The 25,239-nt window shown below is 44.2% G+C and carries 13 protein-coding genes and 1 pseudogene; 1 reads left to right on the top strand and 13 read right to left on the bottom strand.

The window, feature by feature from the left end; all coding sequences use genetic code 11:
- Positions 1 to 205: 205 nt before the first annotated feature.
- The 7 genes from AC1RM2_RS32430 to AC1RM2_RS32400 are packed head-to-tail and all read right to left on the bottom strand — an operon-like array spanning position 206 to position 9,884.
- Complete coding sequence (locus AC1RM2_RS32430; RefSeq protein WP_492989272.1) at positions 206 to 2,533, bottom strand: DUF5703 domain-containing protein; 2,328 nt, start codon at positions 2,531 to 2,533, stop codon at positions 206 to 208.
- 1 nt (position 2,534) lies between these two features.
- Complete coding sequence (locus tag AC1RM2_RS32425) at positions 2,535 to 3,959, bottom strand: sialate O-acetylesterase (protein WP_492989271.1); 1,425 nt, start codon at positions 3,957 to 3,959, stop codon at positions 2,535 to 2,537.
- 32 nt (positions 3,960 to 3,991) lie between these two features.
- Positions 3,992 to 5,575, bottom strand: coding sequence for a sodium:solute symporter family protein (locus AC1RM2_RS32420; RefSeq protein ID WP_492989270.1), 1,584 nt, complete (start codon positions 5,573 to 5,575; stop codon positions 3,992 to 3,994).
- Positions 5,576 to 5,587: 12 nt separating this feature from the next.
- Positions 5,588 to 6,739, bottom strand: a complete 1,152-nt coding sequence (locus tag AC1RM2_RS32415) for a four-carbon acid sugar kinase family protein (protein ID WP_492989269.1) — start codon at positions 6,737 to 6,739, stop codon at positions 5,588 to 5,590.
- Positions 6,736 to 7,782 (bottom strand): 4-hydroxythreonine-4-phosphate dehydrogenase PdxA, encoded by a 1,047-nt coding sequence (gene pdxA, locus AC1RM2_RS32410; protein ID WP_492989268.1) that lies wholly within the window; start codon positions 7,780 to 7,782, stop codon positions 6,736 to 6,738. The genes AC1RM2_RS32415 and pdxA overlap by 4 nt, the downstream gene beginning before the upstream one ends.
- On the bottom strand, positions 7,779 to 8,711 hold the full coding sequence (locus AC1RM2_RS32405) for a dihydrodipicolinate synthase family protein (protein WP_492989267.1): 933 nt from the start codon (positions 8,709 to 8,711) through the stop codon (positions 7,779 to 7,781). Before AC1RM2_RS32405 ends, pdxA begins: the two co-directional genes overlap by 4 nt.
- A gap of 6 nt (positions 8,712 to 8,717) precedes the next feature.
- The gene (locus AC1RM2_RS32400) at positions 8,718 to 9,884 is read right to left on the bottom strand and encodes an iron-containing alcohol dehydrogenase (protein ID WP_492989266.1); all 1,167 of its coding nucleotides are present in this window, start codon (positions 9,882 to 9,884) and stop codon (positions 8,718 to 8,720) included.
- A 444-nt stretch (positions 9,885 to 10,328) separates the two neighbouring features.
- Here AC1RM2_RS32400 and AC1RM2_RS32395 point away from each other — a divergent pair.
- A pseudogene (locus AC1RM2_RS32395) lies at positions 10,329 to 10,595 on the top strand (FIG domain-containing protein); the annotation flags it as partial.
- 213 nt (positions 10,596 to 10,808) lie between these two features.
- Here AC1RM2_RS32395 and AC1RM2_RS32390 read toward each other — a convergent pair.
- From AC1RM2_RS32390 to AC1RM2_RS32365, 6 genes are all read right to left on the bottom strand, one after another.
- Positions 10,809 to 12,860 (bottom strand): RagB/SusD family nutrient uptake outer membrane protein, encoded by a 2,052-nt coding sequence (locus AC1RM2_RS32390; RefSeq protein ID WP_492989265.1) that lies wholly within the window; start codon positions 12,858 to 12,860, stop codon positions 10,809 to 10,811.
- A gap of 17 nt (positions 12,861 to 12,877) precedes the next feature.
- Positions 12,878 to 16,261: a SusC/RagA family TonB-linked outer membrane protein gene (locus AC1RM2_RS32385; RefSeq protein ID WP_492989264.1), complete on the bottom strand. Its 3,384-nt coding sequence runs from the start codon at positions 16,259 to 16,261 to the stop codon at positions 12,878 to 12,880.
- A gap of 612 nt (positions 16,262 to 16,873) precedes the next feature.
- Positions 16,874 to 21,250: a hybrid sensor histidine kinase/response regulator transcription factor gene (locus tag AC1RM2_RS32380; protein ID WP_492989263.1), complete on the bottom strand. Its 4,377-nt coding sequence runs from the start codon at positions 21,248 to 21,250 to the stop codon at positions 16,874 to 16,876.
- A 143-nt stretch (positions 21,251 to 21,393) separates the two neighbouring features.
- Positions 21,394 to 23,040, bottom strand: coding sequence for a glycoside hydrolase family 43 protein (locus AC1RM2_RS32375; protein ID WP_492989262.1), 1,647 nt, complete (start codon positions 23,038 to 23,040; stop codon positions 21,394 to 21,396).
- A 2-nt stretch (positions 23,041 to 23,042) separates the two neighbouring features.
- Positions 23,043 to 24,050 (bottom strand): pectinesterase family protein, encoded by a 1,008-nt coding sequence (locus AC1RM2_RS32370; protein ID WP_492989261.1) that lies wholly within the window; start codon positions 24,048 to 24,050, stop codon positions 23,043 to 23,045.
- A 6-nt stretch (positions 24,051 to 24,056) separates the two neighbouring features.
- A complete protein-coding gene (locus tag AC1RM2_RS32365) occupies positions 24,057 to 25,238 on the bottom strand; it encodes a glycoside hydrolase family 88/105 protein (RefSeq protein WP_492989260.1) in 1,182 nt (393 codons plus the stop codon).
- Between the last annotated feature and the right edge of the window lies 1 nt (position 25,239).

The following is a 25,239-nucleotide window of genomic DNA, read 5'->3' as shown; positions in this document are numbered from 1 at the left end:
GCTTCCGAAGATTAAAAACCTGCTTAAATTACTGATTTTTAGATATTTAACTAAATATCATCGATGCTCGAAAGGCAGTCAATGGTGTATCAAAGGTGCATGAAAGGTGTATCAAAAGGTATCTAAAAGGTGCGTCAACGGAACATCAACGGTGATGGAATATCGGTTCCATCGGGAAGCTTTTTTCTCTTCTTTCCGGACTTTACTATTTTGCTTTTTGATCTTCAAGCATCAGTATAATATCCTTCTTTCTTTCCTCCGGGACGACCTTTAAATTTGCCACTTTTCCGTTCTTCAAAATACCCTCAACTGTGGTATTGTAAGGTGCGTGCAGCTTAAAATGTACATCCCAATCCTTTGGCCATGCCGGGAAGAGGTAGATCTTTTTGTCGTCAACCTGCATCAGCATCTCCTGCAGGCCAATCATGCCCGAACCTCCCCAATTATGGTCGGGCGTCCAATCGAAACCTGGTCCCCAAAAAGCCGGGAAACGCCTGCCGGAATCTTTGAGTTTAAAGGTGGTTAGTTCGGCGGCTTCTTTGGTCAGCCCTAACCGCGCTGCAAATATATTATCCTGTTTCCAGCCCATACCACTCCTGAATTTGATGGCAAGGGTGTCATATTTCCAGCTGTTAAGGGCTATGTCTAACCCCGGTTTGCCAATGCCGTGTATACCCCAGGGAAAAACAGTATAAAATTGCGTACTCTCCACATTGTTAACGCGTTCCCATGACTTTGCCGGAGTTAGTACCTTATGCCCGTCAATTTCATTATAGGTAACAGGCGGGATGCGTTTTAAAAATCCGGTTAGTTTTAATCGTTCATCTTTGTCTAAATAATTATCGGGCAAAGCCAACAGGCGCCGGGTAATCATTTGTAAAGCCGCAATAGTAGAGTTGGAGTTATAGGCCATTTTAAACGTCTCGGCTCCTGATCCGGGGTACAATACCAAATGGCCGTCGCCATCCAATGGCTTGCTGCCGCGTTTACGGGCAAGGTATTGGTAATGCTCATCAAAAAATGTTAAACAACTCGCGATAAAGGGAATATACTGGTGAATATCTTTACCGGCATACTGTTCAGTTTCTAACATCATGAGGCAAAACTCAAAAACGGTATCCCAGGTATATTCCAGCCATTGGTTGTATTCCAAACCTTTGTCAAAACCGGCGGGGCGTTTCCAGTTATACTCGGCGCTGTTGGGTAGTCCGAAATTCTCCAGTTGCTCGGTAAAAGCAGCTCCTTTATGTCCCCAGTAAACCTGGCTGCGCAGTTCGGCGTTATGTAAGGAGCGCAGGTAGAAATCGAACTGCGGCTTCATCATATCGATATCCCCGCTCTTGAGCATCGGGAAATAAACCAGCCGCTGGTTTTGGGCTGTCATCAAACCGCCGCCCCAGTTACGAAAATCGGGGGTGTAACTGGTTTTCTCACTTACAAAAACCGGGTCGTAGGTGAAAAGTCCGCCATTAAATTTTGTGGGATATTGCCCGTAAGCATTACAGCCCAGCATATACCTGAACAACTGGTAATTTTTGCCGGTTTGCCATGCAGCGGTGTCCTGGTTGTTTTTAGGGTTGATGTAGATAAAGCTTCTGTCCCAATATTGCTGCCACCAATTGGCTGTATGCTGCCAGGCGGTTTTGTTATGGGCATTGGCTTCAAGAATAACTTTTTGAAGGTTATTTTTCCATTCGGAAACAGCTGCTGTTTGCGTGGTATTAAGATAGATAGCTATGTTTTGGGTGCGGGCAGGGCTAATGCTTTGCAGTTTCCAGCCCTCAAAATCAGTAGCCATGTACTTACCGCTATAAGTGCCGGCGGCTTTAAGGTTTTTACCCAACATTAAACCGCCGAAAGTGAGATTTTTAAGCGGGTTAAACAGCTGGTCTTGCACCGAATCCATACCCTGCTGCTTCACAGTTACATCAAATATGGTAGAATCAAGATTATGGTGGTAAAACACAATACCGCCATCCCGGAAAGAGATTGAATCCTTTAGCGTTTTAACATTACCATGCGCACCAAATTTCCATGAACCCTGGTTGTTTTCGACACCTTTTACAAGTCTGTCTTTATATCGCCAGCTTTCAAAGGCTGCCTCTGTTTTTATGGCTTTGTTGCTGTTGATCTCCAGGTAGATCACAGGCCGGTATACATCAACCCAAAGCTTTACCTCGGCGTTGATACCGCCATTTTTCCCTGTTATAAGCACCGCTCCGTTTTGCAGTATTAGCTGTTGCTTAAATTCGGTGCCATCAAAAGGATTTGGGGAGAGTTTTACCCTTACACGGCCAGGTTTGAGCATAGCATTATTTTCATCGAACGTGCCGCTGCGCGCTATATAAAAAAACAGTTGACCTTTTTCAACCCATACGTTTAAGCCTATATCACCACCGCCGCAAGGCATGGATTGGCCTGAATTTTGACTTTGGCCGGTCCAGGTAACATTATATTGTTCAATCCCCTTATTGGTTTGTGCAAAGGCAACATCGCCCGATAATATAAATATAAGCAACCATAGATTTTTCATATTACCAATCGTCGGTCCTGAATGAAGATACGGGCAGTCCATTGGTACCAAACAGATCGCCGGTTACAAAATCGTTAAAAGCATAACGTACAGCAACAGGGTCTTTCACCAATGGTGAAGATACTACAATTGTACTACCCGAAATAGCTGCCTGCGCCGGGTAAAATCTTTTATCTTTACCTGCAATTTCAAAGTATTGGAGCGGTTTGTTGTATGCTGTCAGGCCGTTTTCGGCATGCTCAAACCTGATAGTGGCTCTGTTACCTTCAATGGTCACGGCCTTATACAGCGGACTTGCATAGTCGAAGCCGGTTATGCCATATGTTTGGGCAAGGGCAAGATAAGCCAGGCGCGTACCTGCCGGTTCTTTCCTTGGAGGGTGAATAGTTGCCTGTTCGCCCACATCAAGCAGTACGGCCATACCGCTATTGGGGATTATATTTAATGATTTTCGCTGGGCATCGCGCAGGTAAGCCGAATTGTATTTGCCGCCCGAATTGTACGGCGGAAGCTGGGCATAATCATAGGGCGCTATCTGCACGTAATAAAAAGGGAAGTCACCTTGCTGCCATAACCCGCGCCAGCGTTTCACCATGGCCGGGAAGAGCTTTTCATACTGATCGGGGCGTTCGTAGTTTGATTCGCCCTGGTACCAGATACAGCCTTTAATGCCGTAACCAATAACCGGGTTAAGCATACCATTGAATAGCGTTGTTGGCGTGCGTGATACCGCTTTAATGGAGTCTGTTTTGGCTGGGATCTTTATTTCGGGAAAGTCTTTTAATCCCTCAGCATCCATCCAGGCTTCGGCGCTTGAGCCTCCATAGCAATCGCTGATGAGGCCTATGGGGATATGCAATATATCGTTAAGCAGGCGGCCAAAATAATAACCTGTGGCGCTAAAATTAGCCACAAACTCCGGCGAGGCTACATGCCATTCGGACGGTTTACTGTTTTCCTGCGCTTCGGTTACAGATGAACGGGGAACTGTGTAGATATGGATATTACTGTTTGCCGATCTTAATATGGCATCAGCCGAACCGCTGATAGGCTGGCTTTTATACCCCTTCATCGGAATCTCCATATTTGATTGCCCTGTACAGAGCCAAACTTCGCCAATAAGTACATTATCAAGTTTTATGGAATTACCATCGCTGATGGTTACGGTATACGGACCTCCATACATCGGGGTTGAAATTTTTACCATCCATTTACCGCCGGCGTTTGCCCTGGTTTTATAGCTTTTTTTATTCCAGGAGGTGCTTACTGTTACACTGGAACCGGCTTTGTCCCATCCCCAGATGGGTACATTACTTTGCTGCTGTAATACCATATTGCTGGTAAACAAGGAAGCCAATTTTATCTGCGCGTTTGCAGGTGCATATAAAAATAAGATAGGGGCAAACAGGATGATTAATTTCTTCATTCGTTTTATTTATAGCGCGCCGGTCAACAGTATTAAGCTGTAACCTCATGTTGCTTACCAATCTTACCGGCGCGTTTAGCCTCAAGCCAGCCGCTGAAAAGCAGGTTTTTGTTGATATTAGGCTTAGGCCAAAACAGGCTGGCTACCGATCCGACAATGATTACAACCAGGTGACTGTAGACGCCCAGCATGTATTTATGCTGATTAAAGTTGTATTCTTCCAGATCGAGCAGGATGTGCTTTTGATCACCTAAGCCAATTTTGGTAGATGTTAAAAAGGCATAAGCCGTAAATACGATACAGGCTGCTATGCCGATATTAAGCCCCTGCCGGTTGGCACGGCTACTGAACAGGCCTAACAAAAATATACCCGCAATCCCTCCCGAAAATATGGCATACAAGGTGAATACGATGCCTAAAGCCCCCTCATCACCTGCAAGCAGGTAAAGCGAGGCAATCATGATGGCACCAACGCCCGCGATTACTACTATCCACCTGCCGGCTTTAAGGTATTCTTCGTCTGTTCTATTTGGCCTAAACTTTTTATAGTAATCCTCAACCCCGATTGCCGAAAGACAATTCAAATCGGCACCAAGGCTTGATATAGCTGCCGATATTAACGCAGCCAGTATAAGGCCGACAACACCCGTGGGCAGCTTGCTCATGATAAAATACGGGAAAACTGCATCGGCTTTAATGCCTGGCGGTAAGGGGTTTTGCTGGTAAAAAGCAAACAAAGCGGTACCGATAAACATAAAAAGCGCCCATAACGGAACCGTAAGGGCTACACCCATTATGGAGGCTCGGATGGCTGCCTTATCTGTTTTGGCCGTCAGGTAGCGCTGCACCATGGTTTGATCGGTGCCATATTTTTGTATGGCATAAAATACCCCGTTAATGGCCATTACTATAAAAGTGAGCTTTTTGAAATCCCAGGTGTAGGGGCCAAAATTGTTTTTATGATTGATACTGGCAATATGCCAAAGTTCGGGCAAGCCGCCTTTTATAGAGCAGATGAGTATAATAAATGATACAATGCCGCCACCTATCAGCAGGAAACCCTGTACCACATCGGCCCATATTACCGCTTCGATACCGCCAATGAGGGTGATAACGATAATAACAAAGCCGATAATCCAGATAATAGCGTAGGTATTGGTATCTGTCATATTGGCCAACGCCAAGGCTAACAGGAAAAAGACAGTGCCCATTTTTGAAAAATGAGTTAAAACAAAACTTATTGAACTATAAAAGCGTGCAAAAGAGCCAAAACGCTTTTCGAAATATTCATAGGTGCTTACACCAATAACTTCGCGGTAAAGCGGAACGATAAACCACACAATAAGAAGCAACACCACAGGCACCATTAAACCCTGTACAAGCAGGATCCAGTTTGATGAAAAACCTTCGCCAGGGTAGGCCAGGAATGTTACGCTGCTGATGAGCGTAGCCATAAGCGACATGCCAATTGCCCAGGCAGGTAGCGAGCCGCGCGATACAAAGTATTTTTTGGTTGAATTTTGTCCTTTTGAAAACCGAATACCAATGGTTAATGAAATTGCCAGCGCTAATAGTATAATAATATAATCTGCCAGGTGCAGGGTTTCATGTTTCATAATCAGGTATAATTAATTGGTTACCCAAACCGGGGCGGGCCACTCATAGCTGCCGGGCTTTAAAGTTACATATAATTGGGTATCGCCAGGTATGCTCATACGGATAACACCCGGAGCTAACTGGTTAACAGGATACATTTTTTTTAAATTAAACTGGCTTAAAACCGACCACGCAGTTGCACCGCCTTCAATTAAAAGTTCATTTAGCGTAGTGTATTGGATCACTTGTTTTACAATTGCGGCTATTTTATGGCTTAATATAGTAGGATCGATTTTTACGCCAATGAGAGAATCGGGATTAATGGCGATTATAGCATTGTTTTGCTTAATAATACTCGTGGCAACGTGACTGGCAAACAGAGAAATTATTTGCTTGTCATCAGCATCGCTGCAAATGATGGCGGCGGGTACATAATGTACAGCTATATTGTTCATGAAGCCATTACTAACCGCAAGTTTGCCCTGGTAAAATGTGCTGCCAAATACAAACAAACGCCGGCCTTGCAAGCCTGGGTATGAATAACCAGCAGGCTGCGCAGGGAATAGATGCTGAAGCAGGTTGTTAAATAAACCTGATGCACCGGCTAAAAGCGTATCGCCGTCAGCTTGTTCAACCCAATAGTTTAAATCAATTTCATCAAATACCTCACCAACCATAATGCCGGTTTCCGGTAATTCTTCCCCGGTTTTTAATAAGTTTATGGGGTTGGCGGCCCTAAGCATTTCTTTAACATTTGATGTTGTTGCCGGAAATGCAGGATCATTGGCATAATCACTAAGGTGTATCGGCTCGTTCTTATAATAATAAATGCCGTCAACAATCTTTTTTTCATGTAATGGATTGCCCGGGATAATCAATGTCCTTTTTAATCCGGAAACCGCTAACTGGCTTTCAATTTCATTTAAAATATGGCCGCGTAAAACAGAGTCTATCTTTTTAAAGATGAGCTTTGGTTTAAGCAACATCAATTGAATGGTGAGGTCGGCCATGATGTGCCTGGCTCCAGCTTCGGGCAATGAACGTGTATTGGTTGCAATGATAAGCAGGTCGGCTTTACAGTTTGGATCAACAACGGTACTAACCTCGGTTTTTAGTTGATAACCAAGGCCAATACCGGCAAGTTCTGCTGCTCCTGTTAAATCATCTGCAATTACGGCTATCATGCGTTTTGCGTTATCCTGTTTTTACTAAGCTGTATGGCCGATTCAATAGCCAGTATCATTGCATCGCTGCTGGCTACGCCCTTTCCTGCTATTTCGAAAGCTGTACCATGATCAACCGAAGTGCGTATAATAGGCAGCCCCATGGTAATATTCACTCCTTTTACACTGTCCATCTGTTGTTTTTGCGCGTTCCATTTAAAGCCGGTAAGCTTAAAGGGGATATGCCCCTGGTCGTGATACATGGCCACTACGCCGCCATAATATCCTGTTGAAGCTTTTGAAAATAGGGTATCTGCAGGTACAGGGCCTTCTACATCGTAACCGGCTTTAAGGGCTTCCAGTACGGCTGGCAGTATTTCCTCGTCGTCCTCAGTTCCAAATAAGCCGGAATCACCCGCGTGAGGGTTAAGACCGGCAATGCCTATTTTGAGGTTGGTTTCGCCTAATTGAATTAAACCATTGTGCAGCAGTTCAATTACCTGTACAATACGGTCTTTTTTTACCAGGTCGCAAGCCTGCCTTAACGATACATGGGTTGAAACGTGGATCACTTTCATATTATCCTCAACCAGCAGCATGGCGTATTTTTTTGTACCGGTAAAATGCGCGTATATTTCTGTATGACCGGCAAAATGATGCCCTGCTTCGTTTACCGATTTTTTATTGATGGGCCCGGTAACTGTAGCATCAACCTCCCCCGCAAGGGCAAGATCAATCACTTTTTTTACGGCCTCAAAAGATGCGTTACCCGCCATAGCCGATATTTCGCCAAAACGAAGCTGGCTCATATCAACATTTTGAAGGTCATATACATCAGGCTCGCCGTAAATAAAGCCGGCATCCTTTATGTTTTTTATAGGGTTGATGATGGCCTGCATATCAAGCCTTTTAACAATATCATTAAAAACAGCGGCATCGCCAATAATTACAGGGTTGCATATATCAAACAATCGTTTGGTAAGCAGGGCCTTTATAGCTATTTCGGGCCCTATACTTGCCGGATCGCCCATGGTAATACCTATAATTGGTTTTTTACTGATCATTGGTAAATTGGTAAATTAAGGTTTTCGCGGGTAACAATTTTTTGGAGCCCTTCCCGTAACTGGGCCGCATTTTCGGCACTTACCTTTTGCAATGGAGGCATCAAAACAGACCGGCACAAACCAGCGCTTTCCATTAAAGATTTTAGCGCAGCCAACGATTCGCCTAACAAACGCTTGCCCTGGTATAAATCCCCCACAAGATTGGAGTGTTTTTGCAGCCGTAATGCCGATGGCTCGTCGTTGTTATCAGCAGCTACAATCATTTTATAATAGATATCAGGAAACAGGTTACCTGTGCTTGGCACAAGGCCGTCGCCGCCGGTAAACAAAGCGTGGGCTGATTGCGCTCCCCATCCCAAAAAGTGGCTAAAATCAGCGCGATTTGCCCATAACTTAATTGATTGCTGCAACCGGTCATAATTCCGTTCAGAGTCCTTAGTACCAACTATATTTTCGTGATAGCTTAAATCGTTAAGCAGGTTTAGCTGGATAGATACATCGGTTGTTGCCGGTATGTTGTATATAATAAGCGGCAAAGGAATGCTATTAGCCAGGGTTTCAAAATATTTTTTTATTTCGTACTCCGTTAAAGTAAAATATGCAGGTACATGAGCTACCGCAACATCAATTCCCTCATCGGCGCATTTTTTTGCCATTTCAATGGATTCAGTAAGGCAGTTTGATGAAATGCCTGCGTAAATGAGTTTGTTGGGCTGTTTAAGCCTGGCTGCAATTTTTATGAAATCAATTTTTACATCGTCAGGCAGCGACGGTGCTTCACCGGTAGTACCCAATATAAACGGTACACCCCCATAGTTGAAAATATTGTCAAAAATCTTTTCGACAGCTTCATGATCGAGCTTGTAGTTTTCGGTTAACGGTGTTATGGTTGGCACTACTAAGCCATTGTATTTCTTTTTTTGTTTCATTTTATTTCAATAAGCTTCCTCATAAATATTTATCGCATCGCTAAGGGTTATAGTGCGGGGGTTATTGTTAAGTAAACGGGTAATCTTCATTGCATCGGCAGCCATGGCAGGGATGGCGGCTCTGGGCACCCCTGCGTTACTAAGCTTTTCAGGGATATGGCATTGTTTAATAAGCCTGCGCACTTTCTCAACACCTGCATACGCTGTTTCTAAGTCGGTGCCCAGGCTATTACAGCCCAATGCCCTTGCAACATCTGCATAGCGGCCAGGTGCTGCAACAATGTTATACCGCATAACATAAGGCAACAGCAATGCATTTGACAATCCGTGAGCTATATGAAACATGCTGCCTAAAGGATAGGCCAGCGCATGTACCGCAGCCGTATTTACCGGACCAAGGCAAAAGCCGCCAAGCATGCTGCCAACGGCCAGCCGGGCGCGTGCATCTTCATCATTGCCGTTATTAACCGCTTTTACCAGGTTGCCTGCAATAAGCCGCATACCTTCGTAAGCGTACATATCAATAAAAGGATGGGCGTATACGTTGGTATACGCTTCAAGGCAATGGGTAAGTGCGTCAAGGCCTGTAGCTGCCGTAATATCCGGTGGCAAATTATAGGTTAATGCCGGGTCAATTATCACGGTATCCGGGACAAGGTAGGGGCTGATGATCCCTTTTTTTTGACTATCGGCATCATCAATTAATATGGCGTTGGGTGATACCTCGCTGCCTGTGCCGGCGGTTGTGGGTACACATATTAGCTTTATATTTCGTTTTTTAAGCAGGCCGATGCCTGTTATTTCACTTATGGTTTGATCATTATTTAGCTGAGCGGCCAATAGTTTTGCAATATCAAGCACACTGCCGCCGCCAATACCAATAACCACATCAACAGGATTGCCCGCTGCTAACCTTAATAAAACATCAAGATCATTATATGATGGCTCCTGTATTATAGATGTGTTTATCTGTACGCTTATGCCTTGTTGCCTTAACTGTTGTATAACCAGCTCAAGCTGGGCTAACAGTATATCTATGGCAATAATTAATGCATTGGTATAACCTGCACCGGCAAGCTCATCTGCCAGTTTATTGATGGAGTTTTTTCCGATAATAATTTGAGCCGGAAACCTTATGGTAATATCCCGGAAGACATTATCTGTTTGTATCATTATTCAGGTTTACACTGTTTAACATTGAACACTACTTTGCCAGAAAAAACGCTTGCTTGGTTGCATAGTTGGTACTAACAAAGATGTGTAAAGACGGATATGGTTTTTACCTATCTGTTATCAAATTATTGTACGATATTATCTAAAGGGATAAGGGCTTACAAAGCAAAAAGAAGCGAAATATTGAAACTTTAACTATAAATATCAATGATACACCGATGTTGGACAGATAGGCAGTGTTTGATGCTATAGGAAAGTGTATGACAGTTTGCCATAATATGCCAACTACCTTAGTAAAAAGCAGTTTTGATAAGCATGGACGATGATTTTTCGGGTAAGTTAGCCGGCTTGAATTCGTCTGATCGTAAAAAAACATTGTTTTGTAAACCTTAAATCACTTTGCTCCAAGGCAAAGTTTCTGTTAATAGTACCAATAAACATCTTATGAAATTAATGATAACCTTAGGGCAATTTATTATAGAGAAACAAGCTGATTTTCCTGATGCAAAAGGTGAACATTCCAGGCTTTTAAGGGATATTGGTATTGCCGCCAAGATTGTTAACTGCGGGATTAATAAGGCTGGTCTTATTGATATTATTGGCGAAACTTGCGAAACCAATTCGTATGGTGAGCAGCAAAAAATGATGGATATTTATGCGAATGAGCAATTCATTTCGGCATTACAAAGCGGAGGTGAATGCTGCATTGTAACGCAGTCAATGCCTTAATAAAGACGATCTGCAAGCTTTAAAAAAATATCTAAAAGGAATGAGCCCGGTATTTTACCGGGCTCATCTTATGAATAATTAAATTAAGTTTGTCTAACTTTTGGGGCGCTTCATTTATACACAGCCGTCTTTCTTTTACAGATATAGCTCAATGATTATATTATACAAAGACGGATCAATCGCCGAAACCGATAATTATTGCTGTGCTAATCCGTAGCCATTGGTTACCTTACCTTTAGATTTGCTGATCGTTTCAGATGGAATGGGCCAATAAACCCGTGGCGGGTCACCGGCTGATGTTATGCCCGAAAGAATGTTTCTTTGGTACACGGTAACAGCCTTGACCAAATCAACTCCCCAGTTAGTTTTAGTATAACCATTGGTCTGTAAAGCAGCAGCTTCTGTACCGGCAGGGTCAATATAGCGGAACAAGCCCTGTATGGCTACGTTGTGGGTTGTACCAACTACTTTACTGGCCACCGTGGCATTTGTACTATAATTGTACTGCCCTCTCCATGCCGGATAGGCAGCCGGGTTAGTCAGGGTATCTGTTGCTGCGCAGTCATAAGTTAGCGGATTAGTTAATGCAACCTTCTTGATCCATATATAAGCCGGAAAATCGTTGCCATTGGCAAAGTGATGGTAACCAAGGGTTTTTATATCGTTAATTGTTGCAGCCATTTCCTGTTGAACTGCTATGGCCCTTTCAGCGTAAGTACCCGAACGGATCAGGTCCCAGCGGCGCGTCCCTTCGCCAAGCAGCTCAAGTTTACGCTCCTCCAATATGGCATCTTTTAATGCCTGCCCTGCAAGGTTAATGTTGTGCTGTGTATTACCAAAAGCCCGCTGCCTTATCTGGTTAACCAGGGTAACAGCATCATTTTCGCCCAATTCAGCTTTAACTTCCGCCAGCATTAAAATAACGTCGGCCATTCTTAAAATAGGCCAGTTTATACCCGATGCCCGCTGAGAGGCTACGTTTGGAGTAGCCATACGGTTATCGTCCCATTTATTGGTGGCTATGCCGCCCAGGCTTTTACTGCCCGGTGTAAAGGCGATCATCTTTTCATTTCCATCGCCTTTACTTGCTGTAACGGTGGCACTTGCATCCCTGCGGTGATCTGCATTTTCATACTCGCCATAATAAACAGTAGGAATAATACGCAGTGCACCGAAAGTTTTTGTGGGTGCACTTACAGATGAGCCACCATCAGACGGACGGCCAAAAGCATATGGGTATTCGCTGGTGGTTGTGAGCGTACCCCCTTGTATGTTGCCTATTTCAAATATTGATTCGGGGCTCACCGTTAAATCATTAAAATATTGGAAGTGGCGCTGGAACGGGTTGTTGATGTTCGCGCCCCTACTGTCGGTAGTGATCAAACCAGCAGTGCCTTTGTTATCAATAGCTTTCTGCAGGTAAGTTTTTGCTGTTTGATAATAGGTGAGGTAATCGGTACGGCGGGCGTATACGCATTTGTTGGCCTCGCTGCCTTTTTTGGTAAAGGTAACGCTTCCGTACAGTCCGCTTACATCAGTACGTATGGTTTGATAGCCACCGGCAAAAAGTGCTATCTGACCAATCAAAGCATCGCAAAATGTGCGCGACATGCGCTCCTGGTTGATATTGCCCTGGCCTATGCTGTACATCTGTGGCTCTGCCTTTTTAAGGCCATCAATCAAACTGTCGTAAATATCAAAGCGTGAGGCTAACGAATAATCACTGGCACTTGTATTTTCATAGCCATACGGCACATCGCCAAAATGCAGTGTTAATTGAAAATAACAGAACGCCCTCATGGTAATGGCTTCACCATACAGTTGTGTCCAATCGGTGGTTTTACCGGCAGCTACGTCAGCTTTGTAAGCATCCTTAGCGGCTATGACGTTAGCTAACCTGCTGGCCAGTGCAAGCGTTTGATAAAGAGAGTTAAACCCGGTTGCAACTACGTCAACCCCCAACTGATCGGAACGGCCAATGGCATTCAGGTTATTTGTTGACCCATCTTCAGGGTAATATTCCGCGTCCGATCCAACGGGATCATTCCAGCGGTAAACGCCCATAATGCAATTTTGACGATAGTTGGAGTAGCACCAGGAAAGTGATTTGAAGGTTTCGGAAGTTGTTGTGGTAACAAAATTATCATCCACACTGGATGGCGATGTTACATCCAGGTAGCTTTTTTTACACTGGGTAAAAGATAGACACAAGGCAACTGCGGCTATATATTTTATATATGTTTTCATGTTTTGTGTTTAAACTGTTAGAAATTAAGGTTTACTCCTACAACAAATGACCGTGCACGGGGATAGGAACCAAAATCGTAGCCAGTGGTTGGATATGGCGAACTATTGGCATTATCATTAACGCCTACTTCCGGGTCGAGCCCCCTGTAGCTGGTAATGGTAAGCAGGTTATAAACGCTGCCATATACACGCAGGCTGCCGTTGCCAACTTTTTTCAGGACAGATTTAGGGACAGTATATCCCAAAGTAAGCGTGTTAAGGCGAAGGAATGAACCTTTTTCGATACCCAGGGTTGATGTTACTCCCGTTTCGCTGTAAGCCAGAGGTAAATTGGCATTTGCGTTTGCTGCATTAAACTCATCAGGTGTTTGTAACCGAACAAGCTGGCCGTTAACAACATTGTAAATTTTGTAGGCGTTGGCCATGATAGCCAGTTTGTTTTCATAAACGCCTGCTTCCTTAGGGCCATACAACGACGCCAGTTTATTGGCATTGTAAATATCGTTACCTACACTGTAATTGAAGTTTAGCCCCAGGTCGATATTTTTATACGCAACACTAATATTAAAGCCACCAGTAAACTTCGGAGTGGTTTTGCCAATAACAGAAAGATCTTTATCGTCTATTTTACCGTCGTTATTCAAGTCTTTATACTTAGGCAGGCCGGGATAGGCAATCTGGCCGGTCGGACGATCTGTTCCGGTGGCAAGCCCATGCACTACGCCGCCAGAGACACTTGTAAGGTCGGGTACACCGGTTTTTAGTGTATACAAGCCATTGCTGTAGGTAAAGTCATTAGGGGTGTAAAAGCCATCATAAGTTAAGCCGCGTACCAGGCCAACAGGCTGGCCCACTACAAGCTGGTAATCTGATGCCGGGTAAGTTGCGCTGCCAGCCCAGCTTGTGCCGTATAACCCCGTTACGTTATCTGCAAGCTTGTCTACCTTGTTTTTATTAAAAGTAATGTTACCACCTGCAGTAACCCTCCAATTTTGGTTTTTGAAAATTGTACCTAAAAGCGACAGTTCTACCCCCCGGTTACTTATTTGCCCGATGTTGGCATAAGTATAGGTGAAGCCGGTAACACCAGGTATAGTAGTTTGGGTAAGTACGTCTTTAGTTGTATTCCAATACACATCAACAGTACCCGATAACCTATCACCAAACAAACTGAAATCCGTTCCAATATCGCGGGTAATGGTAGTTTCCCATTTCAGGTTTGGATTGGATAAAACGGTGGGGTTGCTTAATGAATACGCAGCAAGGGTAGTGTGGTTGATGTCGTACTGGTTTCTTGGATCAGTTACAGAACCCCATGATTGTGTGTTAAGCCCCGTAGGGATATTATTATTACCAACGGCGCCGAAAGATGCGCGAAGTTTCCAATTGTCGACCCAGTTAACATTTTTCATGAAAGGTTCCTGCGATATCCTCCATGCAAATGCACCGCCCGGGAAATATCCCCAGCGGTTGTTGCCGGCAAACCTGGAAGAACCGTCGGCACGGAATGTGAGTGTCAATAAATACTTGTCCTTGAAGTTATACATGGCACGGGCAAAGTATGAATTAAGACGGTCGGGGGTGTTTACGCTGGATGAAAACGCGAATGAGTTTTTTGTCCTGTCGTATTGGTTGATCTGGGCAAAGGCTGTTTGCTCGGTAAAGTTTGAAGGAAAGTAATTTGCCTGTATAGAAATGCCGGTACCTCCCGAGTTGAAGAACTCCGTACCTGCCAATAAATTAATTTTATTGTCCTTATTAATATTAAACTCGTAGCCCAATGTGTTTGCCCAGCGCAGGCCCCAGCTGTCGTTTTTGCGATAGTCGGCATTGCCGGCATACAATTTATTACCGGTTGCATCGTCCATATAGCCATTGTAAGTAGCGCCCGACCAATATTTACGCTGAGTCCAGGTGCCGTTTCCGCTAAAATCGGTATGGTAGGTTAAGCCTTTAATGATCTCCCAATTCAATGAGGCTATCCCCACAAAATTTGAGGAAAGGCTAAGCGGGTCGTAATCACTGATACGTGCTACAGGACTATAGCTATCCCATAAAGCGTTTTTACCGTATTGCGATATATTGTTACTTGCAGTTAATGCAGACAGATTGCCTAAAATATGGTTGGTGGCAATAGGGCGAAAGCGATATGCAGAAGATAATATTGACCCGCTGCCGCTGGTAACACTTTCATCTCCAAGTGTTGGTGTATTGGCATAGCGGGTATTAATGTCAAACGTAACATTGTCAAATATTTTTTGGGTAAGTTTAAATGCTGCTGTTGCCCGGCGCTGATATGATTGCAGTTTCATCCCCTCATCATCGCTGTAAGTGGCAGAGAACAGTATTTTTGTTTTGTCGGTGCCTCCAGTTATGGTAAGGGAGTGGTTCCATGATACCGACTGTTTATAGGCTTGTTTTTGGATATCATCTGTTGCTAGGTTCTGGTAACTCTGTATTCCCCCGGCATTATTGCCCGCATTTGCCCCCAGGCCATATAATTGCTCAAAAGGTGTTTGATAAGCGGTTCCGTTTGCGGCCGCATTAGCCCACACATATTGCAGGTAGTCGTAAGGGCTCAACGCCTGTAAATATTTGCTTGGCGTATTAATTTTAACATAGCCATTATAGCTTACGTTGGTTTTACCTGCTTTTGCCGATTTGGTGGTAACAAGCACCACGCCATTAGCACCACGTGAACCATATATAGCTGCCGATGAGGCATCTTTTAACACGTCGATACTTTCTACCTGGTCGCCGGGGATATCATTTAAATTGCCCGGTACCCCATCAATAAGTACCAATGCCTGGTTGCTTTGTGATATGGAGGTTCCGCCGCGTACACGGATGTTAACACCTGCGCCCGGGCGGCCATCCTGCGAGGTAATGTTTACCCCCGGCAACTTACCCTGCATGGCCTGCGCCACGTTAGGAACCGGCGTAGCCGCAATGTCCTTCCCACTAACGGAGGCTACCGCGCCGGTTAAATCGCGCCTTTTAACCGCACCGTAACCTATAACCACAACCTCATTCAGGTCTTTTAGGCGTCCCTCGAGCGATATGTTAATGGTTGTACGGTTGTTGATGGTTTCTTCAATGGAAGCATAGCCAATAAAAGAAAACACCAGTACATCCTGGCCGGGTTTAACTTTTAAGCTGTAATGGCCATCCGCATTGGTAATTGTGCCGGTTGAAGTACCTTTAATGGTTATGCTTACCCCCGGTAATGACCGGGCACGTTCGTCTGTGACGGTTCCACTTACTGTTTTGTCTGCCTGGGCGAATAGCCGGCAGGTCATCGCCAGCAAAAAAAAGATGCTGAGTACAAAGCTTCGGTTAAGAAGCCGGATCTTTTGACGCCCGGGCCCGGCATTGATTAGTAATTGTTCAGGTAAATTCATTATTAAATTGGTTTGATAATTGGATTATAAATTAGATGGGACTGAATTGGACAATACAGGCAAAACGAACATCGATCTGCCGGTTTTTTATCAGTAAAAAGTGCCGGTTGTGCCTTTGCAATAAGTTTAAGCTGTAACGGCTCTATTTGTCCGGTCTGCATTTTTAGCCGAACCGAAGGTTAGGCGGGTGTTGTGATTGCACGTGAATAAAACGTTGCGCAATAATTGAAAAAAAAAGTAAAATTTTTCTCATAGCAAAAAAGTTAAATCGCCGACTATTGGTTGTTGCCGGCAAGGTTAATATTGGTTATAATTAGTTATCAGCATCGATGCCCGGATAGGCCAGGTGACCGGTGTGTTAAAAACAAACCTATATAAATATGCCCCACAACAGGGTTGAAATTTGGCCAAAATGGTTTAAAATTAGTTCAGCAAGGGCGTTTTTTTTGCTTAAAGGGCAATGGGATGCGTTTTAGCACTTAGTATTCACGCGGTTTTGACATAAACAATCCCACCGTTTAATAATTTAAATTAAAATACCAGGAACACTGCATACTTTTGGTTTATGTACACCTTTGTCCCGGCATCCTGAATTGATGGGTTGCTATGAGGCTAACGAATGATCTCTGGAGATGACTTTGGCGTTTTTTGATAATCGGAGGGAGAAATATTGAACTTTGCTTTAAAACAGGTAGCAAAGTATTTGGGGCTGTTAAAACCCACGGCATAAGCAATTTGGGAGATATTATCGCTGCCGGCGTCCAGTAATTGCTGCGCCCGTAAAAGCCTGTGATCGCGAACAAATTCAACCGGGCTGAGCTGGGTAAGGCTTTTCAGTTTACGATAAAAAGTTTGCCTCGACATGTTGATCACTTCGGCAACCGACTCGATATTAAAATCAGGTTTGTCCATACCCGCATCAATCAGTTCTAATACCTTTTTCAAAAATATTTCATCTTTTGATGTTACTATGATATCCCCCGGATTTAAACTCACTACTGCCTTACCGCTCATCATTTCATTAACCAGCCTGCTCCGGCGTTCTATAATGTTTTTAAGGGTAGTTAACAAAAAGCTGGTATCAAAGGGCTTTGTAATGTAGTAATCGGCCCCGTAGTTTAAACCCGCTATCTGGCTTTCAACAGCTGTTTTAGCTGTAAGTAATACTACCGGTATATGGCTGGTGGCGGCATCATTCCTTATCTTACCCAATAGTTCCAGTCCATCCATCCGTGGCATCATTACATCACTTAAAATTACGTCGGGCTGTAGTTTTAATATTTTTTCCCAGCCTTCAACGCCATCGGCAGCAGTTTCTATCCGGTACCTGCCGCTTAACTGCATCCTGATCAATTCGCGCATGTCCTGATTATCTTCTACCAAAACCAGTAAAGGCTCGTTATTTAGCCCGGTATAAACGTGTTGTTCATTTTCAATGTCTGCATGCAGTGGCTGTGACAATACGGCGTTTTGTTTGCCTTCAGGCACAGTATTATCAATCGGAGCCAAGGTTGTAACAGCATTTACCGGCAAAGTTATCCGTACCCAAAAGCCCCCGGGCTCTCTGTTCTGTGCGCTGATAGTGCCGTGGTGAAGTTCAACCAACTCTTTCGACAAGGCCAGCCCAATGCCCGTACCCTTTAAATGGCCGGTATTAGGGTGCGAGCCTTCGGTATAAAGATCAAATAAGTTATCAATTTCAGATGGCAGTACTCCGCACCCTTCATCCGTAATATCAATTATCATATCGCCGGTGTCCTTCATCTGCAAGTGCACCGTTATTTTTTTTCTTTCGGGGGTAAACTTATAGGCGTTGCCGATCAGGTTATATAATACGGTTTCTATTTTTTCAGGATCCAGCCAAACCATGGCCGTATCTACATCGGTTTTAAAGGCAAATTCAATATTTTTCAGTTGCCGCGTTTCTTCAAAATAACCGGCTACATCAGTAATAAATTCAACCATATTGATAGCCGAAAGATTTAATTTTGCCTTGCCGCTTTGCACCTTCCTAAAGTCCAGTAATTGGTTTACAAAACGTACCATACGGTTTGCGTTGCGCTGAATAATAGTGAGGTATTGACGATCATCCCTACTGAGGTAAGCTCGTTGCACAAGCTCATTAATGGGATTGATAATAAGCGTAAGCGGAGTACGCAGCTCGTGCGAAATATTGGTAAAAAAACTCAGCTTTAATTCGGTCATTTTCTGCTCAACGGCCATCTTTTGCTTTAACTTCAGCATAGTTAAAGCGTTTTGCCTGATAGCGGCCAGGATTGCGCAAATGATAATAGCATAAATAAAATATGCCCACCAGGTTGCCCAGGGCGCAGCAAGCACCGTAATGGCCAGGCTTTTATAAGGGACGTTTATAAACCTGTCGGGATCATCACATTTTACCTCAAAAGTATAGTTACCGGCGGGTAGGTTAGTATAGGTAGCCCGCTGTTGGTCGCTATCCTCATGCCATTCGTTATCAAACCCTTTTAAACGATAAGCGATGGTTAAGTGATTGCCCGAGCGGTAATCCAAAACAGCATAGTCCAGGCTGAAAATATTTTGATTATGTTTTAATTTAACACCATCAGCGTAGTTAATATCACGATCAAGGATCCGGGTGCTATCTTTGATCGCCACATCTCTGTTGTTCACCTGCAGGTTGGTTAGTACTAAATTTGCTTTAATCGCATCGTTTTTAACCTGGCCCGGATCGAAAATCATATAGCCTCTTACTGCACCAAACACCAGTTTGCCATCTTTTGTTGCCTGGCATGAACTTTCAGAAAATCCTTTTTTAGGAATACCATCATAAGAATTGAAATTTTTAAACTTTCGGGTATTCAAATCAAACATGGATAAACCGGCCTTAGTAGCCAACCATAAGTGATGATATCCGTCGCCGATACAACTCATTACATAATCATTGGCCAAACCTTGTTTTGAAGTGTATGCTTTAAACTTTTGCAGGCCGGTTTGCTGGTCGCCAACAGCCAGGTTTAATCCGCCACCAGATGTTACAAGCCACATTTGGTTTTTGTTATCGCGATAGATGTGCTGGATATCGTTATTGCCCAGGCTTTGAGGATTGCCGGGTACTTTCTTGTAAGTTTCGTATAAAAGTTTACCGTTTTTATAATTCAGAATTACCAGGCCACCTGTGGCTGCTATCCATAAACGTCCTTTCACATCCGTTGCTAAATATCTTATTTTAAGACAGCTTTGTGGGTACCCCGTTCCGTTGTCAGAAAGCCTCGTGAATGAAATATTGCCATTGTTCCTATTGAGCAAACATAGCCCGTTATCAAACGTACCTATCCAGATGCGCCCTTCCTTGTCTTCTTTTATCGAATAAATTTCGTCGCTGTTAATGGATGCCGGATCGGAGGGGGCATAGCGGTAGTTTATCAGCCGGTAATGAAGCTCAGAAGAATCGGTAGGGGTAGCCTGATATAAGCCTTTGGTTTTAGTTCCCATCCAAATAACCCCGTTATGGTCCTGTGTAATACAATAAACCCCACCAATATTCTGCCCTACAAAATTTGTGAAAGTTACCGGCAGCCGTTTCCCGTTTTTGTAAATTAAAACCTGCCCGTTTTTTAATCCAAACCATAGTCTGTTTTGCCGGTCGGCACAAATTCCTCTCACCTCATTATCTGATTGGAAGTCGGCATGCTCATTTAGTAAACTGGTTTGAAAAACGTTTGGCGGGAAAATTATTTTTTCAAGGCCATGTTCATCTGTATGCAACCAAAAGATACCGGCAGGGTCATAATACACGGTGGTTACAAGGTTTGAAAAACGACGGCTATTTGAACCGGGCTCATTATAAAAGTATTTAAACTGTTTTGAATCGTTATCATAATAGCCAAATCCGCCATCTCTCAGCACACACCAAACAACACCATTTTTATCTTCTATCACCTTAAAATGATTAGCAAAATTGGTTTTTTGGGCATCGTTTTTTTGAACAAATGTTGTGAATGTTTGAGTTGACAGATCAAAGCGGATAGCTCCTTTTGTGCCCGGTTCAATCCAAAGCGCGCCTGAATGGTCTTCGAAAATTGTATGTAACGATTCGCCAGCATGATAAATCGTGCGCGATAACAGGCCAATCCCTAAAGTGAATGACAGCAGTTCGCCGTTTCCCGTTGTTAAATAAGCTTTTGTATGGCTGCGGTTAACCAGTATCGCATTTATATCAGCAGTACTTATTCTTTGTTTGGAGAACTGTTTTTCCTGCTTATCATATAAATACAAGGTGCCGCTTCTTGTGCCAAAAAATAGCTGCGATTTGCTTTCGGCAACACAGGTAAATGCTTCTTCAGGATGTTGATCTAAATCAGCTATTTGATAGCTGCCGTTTTTTTGCCGTTTTTCAAGGCATACAAGACCGTGCTCTGTCCCTATCCATTTCTTCCCCTCACTATCCCCATAAAAAAATTTAAACTTTTTTGAAGGCAGCTTCGAAGTTGACGTAGCGTTTTGTACATAACTCCTGTAGCTTGTTCCCGCGCTATTGATTCTGCTAACGCAAATAATTCCGTTGTTTAATGTGCTAACCCATAGGGTGTCCTGATCCAGGGATAAGATCTTATCAAAAATAATCTTCTCCTTCAGGTTGAGGATAAGAGCGAGTGAAAGAAAGCGGCTTGTCTTTTTATCGAAGCGATAGATCTGGGAATCATAAGCTTTGATCCAAAGATGGTCGTAGTTGTCTTCGGTAATCTGATCGATACGATTATTATTGATTTGCGACGAATCGCCGGCTAAAGACTTGAAGACCGTAAATTTGCGCCCATCAAAGCGGTTAAGGCCATCCCAGGTGCCAAACCACATATATCCCTGCCGGTCTTTAAATATTGATGCAATAACATCATGAGATAAGCCGTCTTCGGTTGAGTAATGTTCGGTTATGCAATGTATTTGACAAAACGCAGCTCTGGTTAATAACCAAAACAAAAACATGCACAAAAAACACCTAAGCTTCATATAATTTTCTACCCCAAAAAAACATTAACTTACAATTAGGCTATACTGGCAGACTGCCACAATACCGTTAAATCTATAAATTTTATTTTGCTTATCATACCCCTGAATTTTCAAGCACCATCATATAATTTATTACCCCATAGTTATTTGTCAATAGGCGTAACCCTAAACCAGTCAAAATCAGCATAGCCCGAATCATTGATTTGTGTATCGCGCGTGCAGAATATGCCAACCTTTGCGCCTATCCATCGCCCCACTTCTGCCTGGAACGTTTCGCCTGCATTAATGAATGTTTGCCCGTCGGTGCTGTAGCTAAAATCGCACTTGGCCCCGGCACTTACCTTTACGCGCAGCCATACAGCAGGCTTATCCAGTTTTGTAATGGTTTTCTCTTCTTCGGCGTTGCCTTTATCTGCATCTTTGCAATGGTCAAACACCAGGTATATGCCGTCTTTTTTATTTTTTACCGCTATGCCGGCATAGCTAAAACCCATGACGGTTAAGCCGGCTTTTTCTTCCAGTTTAATATTGGGGGCGAAGGTCATTTTGGTTGTGGCCTCAAACTCGTCGGCCATAAATTTCTGTAGCAGCACATTTCCGGCTCCCCAAAGGTTTTTAGCGCCGTCAGGCATCTTATCCGAATAAAGCCTCAGCGCGCCTTTGCCGGGGTTCATATAATACCAGCTGGCCCGCGCGTTGGCCATCCACTGCCATTGCAGGCCGAGGGTGGTCCCATTAAATTCATCGCTTTCAACCGGTGTTTCTATAGGGTAGGTTTTACCCACATTTGGCTTCTTGTAAACCAGTACAGGTTCGCCTTTGCCATCACCATCTTTATCGGCACCAATTACCGGCCAGTTATTTTGCCAAATCATAGGCTGCAGGTGTACCACACGGCCGTATTGTTCTTTATCCTGAAAGTGCAGGAACCAGTCTTCGCCGGTTTGGGTAGTAACCCAGGCACCCTGATGTGGGCCATTAACAGTTGTTTTACCCTGATCCATCACTACTTTACGCTCGTAGGGGCCATAAATGTTTTTTGACCTTAATACCAGCTGCCACCCGGTAGGCACCCCTCCAGCCGGTGCAAAAATGTAGTAATAACCATTCCGCTTGTAAAACTTAGGGCCCTCAATGGTTGGGTCGGTTTCGTGCCCATCATAAACTATTACGCCGGTATCAGTTACTTTGGTGCCATCGGCATTCAGCTTGTTTACAGCGATAATACTTTTAATACCGGCACGGCTGCCGGCAAAGCCATGCACCAGGTACATCTGCCCGTCATCATCCACCAGCGGGCAGGGGTCAATTAAACCTTTGCCTGCATAAACCATTACGGGGTTGCTCCATGGCCCGGCCGCGTTTTTGGCTTTTATAAGGTAAATGCCATAATCGGGATCAGGATAATACAGGTAAAACTCACTTTTATAATAACGCAGTGCGGGCGCCCAAACACCATCACCGTGACGGGGAATATCAAAATGATCAAACGGCGGCTGGCGTACCAGGGCGTGACCAATGATGCTCCAGTTCACCAGGTCTTTTGAATGTAATATGGGCAACCCCGGTATATCCTCAAAACTGGATGAAACAAGATAAAAGTCATCGCCTACACGTATCGCGTCCGGATCTGAATAATCGGCATTCAGCACCGGGTTTTTATAGGTGCCGTTGCCCTGGTCGGCAACCCATACTTTAGATATATAGTTGCTTTTTGCTACGGGTTTTACCTGCGCGTTTGCAAAAGGTACAGCGGCAGCGAAAGCCAGTATACAGATAGTGTTTTTCATAATTATTTAGCTTCCGGGTCCCAGTTATCACTACCGCCAAGGATGTTCTTGATTGTATATTGTTTTGCTTCCCGATCTGTTAGCTGGTGCGACCATTGTACGCGGGCTTTAGGGTTAGCTCCCGGTCCGGTGTTTTTATATTCGGCATAATAAGCAGTTTTTTCCTTATCGGGGAACATGCTATCACCTTTCCACGGGTCCCAGCCCTGTGGAATAATGTGAGCGCCCATTTCGGTGTTCAGAAATACCGTTTTGGCGTATGATCTCCACGGCCTGCCCAGGTATTCCTTGTTTACTGATTCCTCTGCAATCAGCTTACAGTTCATCAGCACATAACCATATTTTTGCAAAGAGGTGGTGGCCGCTGCGGTAATATAAGAGTTGACCAGGCTTTTAATAATGCAGCGCTGGAAAACAACGGTAGCTTCGCCAAACAGGAAATCTGTAGTGCCTTCAATATAACAATCCTGAAATAGCTCGCGCGATGTAGCGGTGGCGGTATACAGCGTATCCTGGTTGCCCAGTAGCTTACAGTTACGTACAATGCAGCGGTCGCCTTCTATATGCAGCGCCACCGCTTGTCCTACGCGGCCGGCCGAATTGATAATGGTGAGGTTTTCTGCTACGAAATTATTGCCGGCAGCCAGTACAGTGTAAGAGGTGTAAGTTGAAAATTTATCCCTGCCAAAGGCATCTTTACCACCAGGTACGGGTTTGCCCGAATAGTCATCATTGGTGATAATGGTATTTTCCTTATCCTCTCCAATAAGCGAGATATGTGTTTTCCACGATGGTATTACCAGCTTTTCATGATAGATACCTTTTTTGATGTGAATAGGCACCTGTATAGCGCCCAAATCACGAACGGCGTTTACCGCTTCCTGTATGGATTTAAAATCGCCGCTGCCATCCTGCGCCACGATTATTTCTTTGTAAACCTTAGTAACAGGTTGCGCCTGGCAAACAGCAACTGCCGCCAGCAGTAACAAGCCGAGTATGATCTTTTTCATATTATGTTATTTTTCCCCCTTCAACCATTCAATTTCTGTAGCTGCGAGTATAAAAGCGCCAACACCTTTGGCATCATTGGTAATTACCTTTTCACTCAGGTAATAAGCGTAGCTGCCATCGCGGTAAGGCTTACCGCCCAGGCCGCCTACCTGAACAGTGCCATCCAACACCATAAGGCCCTTGTTATCGGTACGGATAAATTTTTTAATAATACCTGTATACCCTTTCCGCGCCACGGGCATATAGCTTGCGGGCAGATATTTTTGACGTACGGCCTTAGCCAGCGTATACACAAACATACATGATACAGACGCTTCCTGGTAATTACCTTTTTCATCTCCTTTGTCCAGCACTTCGTACCAAAGTCCGGTAGGTTTATCCTGCCAGCGCTCCACTGCTGCGGCATAACGCTGCAGGATAGCCAGCAGTTCCTTACGCCCGGGATGATTAGGAGGAAATTGATCCAATGCATCAACCAACGCCATGCCGTACCAGCCCATGGCCCGCCCCCAAAAGTTTGGTGAACGCCCGGTTTGCGGATCCGCCCAGCGTTCTTTCTTTGATGCGTCCCAGGCATGGTACAGCAATCCTGTTTTTTCATCCCGCGAATGTTTTTCCATTAATATAAACTGGCGGGCAATATCATTGAAAGCTGTATCCTCGCGAAAAGTGGCCGCATATTCGGCGTAAAACGGCTCGGCCATGTACAGACCATCCAGCCACATTTGGTTTGGGTAACGCTTTTTATGCCAGAAACCACCATCAAACGTACGGGGCTGTGTATGCAATTGTTCGCGCAATGTTTGCACTGCTTTCAGGTACTTATCCTGGTGTGTTTGCTGGTACAGCATCAGCACATTGCGGCCGCAAAGGATAAAATCGAGGTTATGATCGGACAGATTATACGTACGGATACTGCCGTCTGGCTGCACAAATTTATCCATACAGTGTTTTATAAAATCGAAATATTGCCTGTCGCCGGTTTGATGCCATATATTTTCAAATCCCTTCAGTATAACACCCTGGTCATAAGTCCATTTGTTGCCTGTTGGCAGGCTGTCTTTCCATATCGTCATGACGGTGTGCGCCATTTGCTGTGAATAAGGCCTGGCTGATTGGGCACTGACCGCTTGAACTGTTAACAATATAAAACCAAGTATTTGCAGGCGTAAAAAGCTTTTCATCATG

It is taken from the genome of Mucilaginibacter sp. GW822-FHT03E02, assembly GCF_058801545.1.
The sequence above is the reverse complement of the archived record's forward strand: the minus strand, read 5'-3'. Positions and strand labels throughout refer to the sequence as shown.

Bases quoted from the DNA above. Each gene is read 5' to 3' on its own strand.
- AC1RM2_RS32370 (WP_492989261.1), bottom strand. From the start codon at position 24,050: ATGAAAAAGATCATACTCGGCTTGTTACTGCTGGCGGCAGTTGCTGTT.
- AC1RM2_RS32365 (WP_492989260.1), bottom strand. From the start codon at position 25,238: ATGATGAAAAGCTTTTTACGCCTGCAAATACTTGGTTTTATATTGTTA.
- AC1RM2_RS32390 (WP_492989265.1), bottom strand. From the start codon at position 12,860: ATGAAAACATATATAAAATATATAGCCGCAGTTGCCTTGTGTCTATCT.
- pdxA (WP_492989268.1), bottom strand. From the start codon at position 7,782: ATGATCAGTAAAAAACCAATTATAGGTATTACCATGGGCGATCCGGCA.
- AC1RM2_RS32400 (WP_492989266.1), bottom strand. From the start codon at position 9,884: ATGATACAAACAGATAATGTCTTCCGGGATATTACCATAAGGTTTCCG.
- AC1RM2_RS32380 (WP_492989263.1), bottom strand. From the start codon at position 21,250: ATGAAGCTTAGGTGTTTTTTGTGCATGTTTTTGTTTTGGTTATTAACC.
- AC1RM2_RS32425 (WP_492989271.1), bottom strand. From the start codon at position 3,959: ATGAAGAAATTAATCATCCTGTTTGCCCCTATCTTATTTTTATATGCA.
- AC1RM2_RS32385 (WP_492989264.1), bottom strand. From the start codon at position 16,261: ATGAATTTACCTGAACAATTACTAATCAATGCCGGGCCCGGGCGTCAA.
- AC1RM2_RS32430 (WP_492989272.1), bottom strand. From the start codon at position 2,533: ATGAAAAATCTATGGTTGCTTATATTTATATTATCGGGCGATGTTGCC.
- AC1RM2_RS32405 (WP_492989267.1), bottom strand. From the start codon at position 8,711: ATGAAACAAAAAAAGAAATACAATGGCTTAGTAGTGCCAACCATAACA.
- AC1RM2_RS32375 (WP_492989262.1), bottom strand. From the start codon at position 23,040: ATGAAAAACACTATCTGTATACTGGCTTTCGCTGCCGCTGTACCTTTT.
- AC1RM2_RS32415 (WP_492989269.1), bottom strand. From the start codon at position 6,739: ATGATAGCCGTAATTGCAGATGATTTAACAGGAGCAGCAGAACTTGCC.
- AC1RM2_RS32420 (WP_492989270.1), bottom strand. From the start codon at position 5,575: ATGAAACATGAAACCCTGCACCTGGCAGATTATATTATTATACTATTA.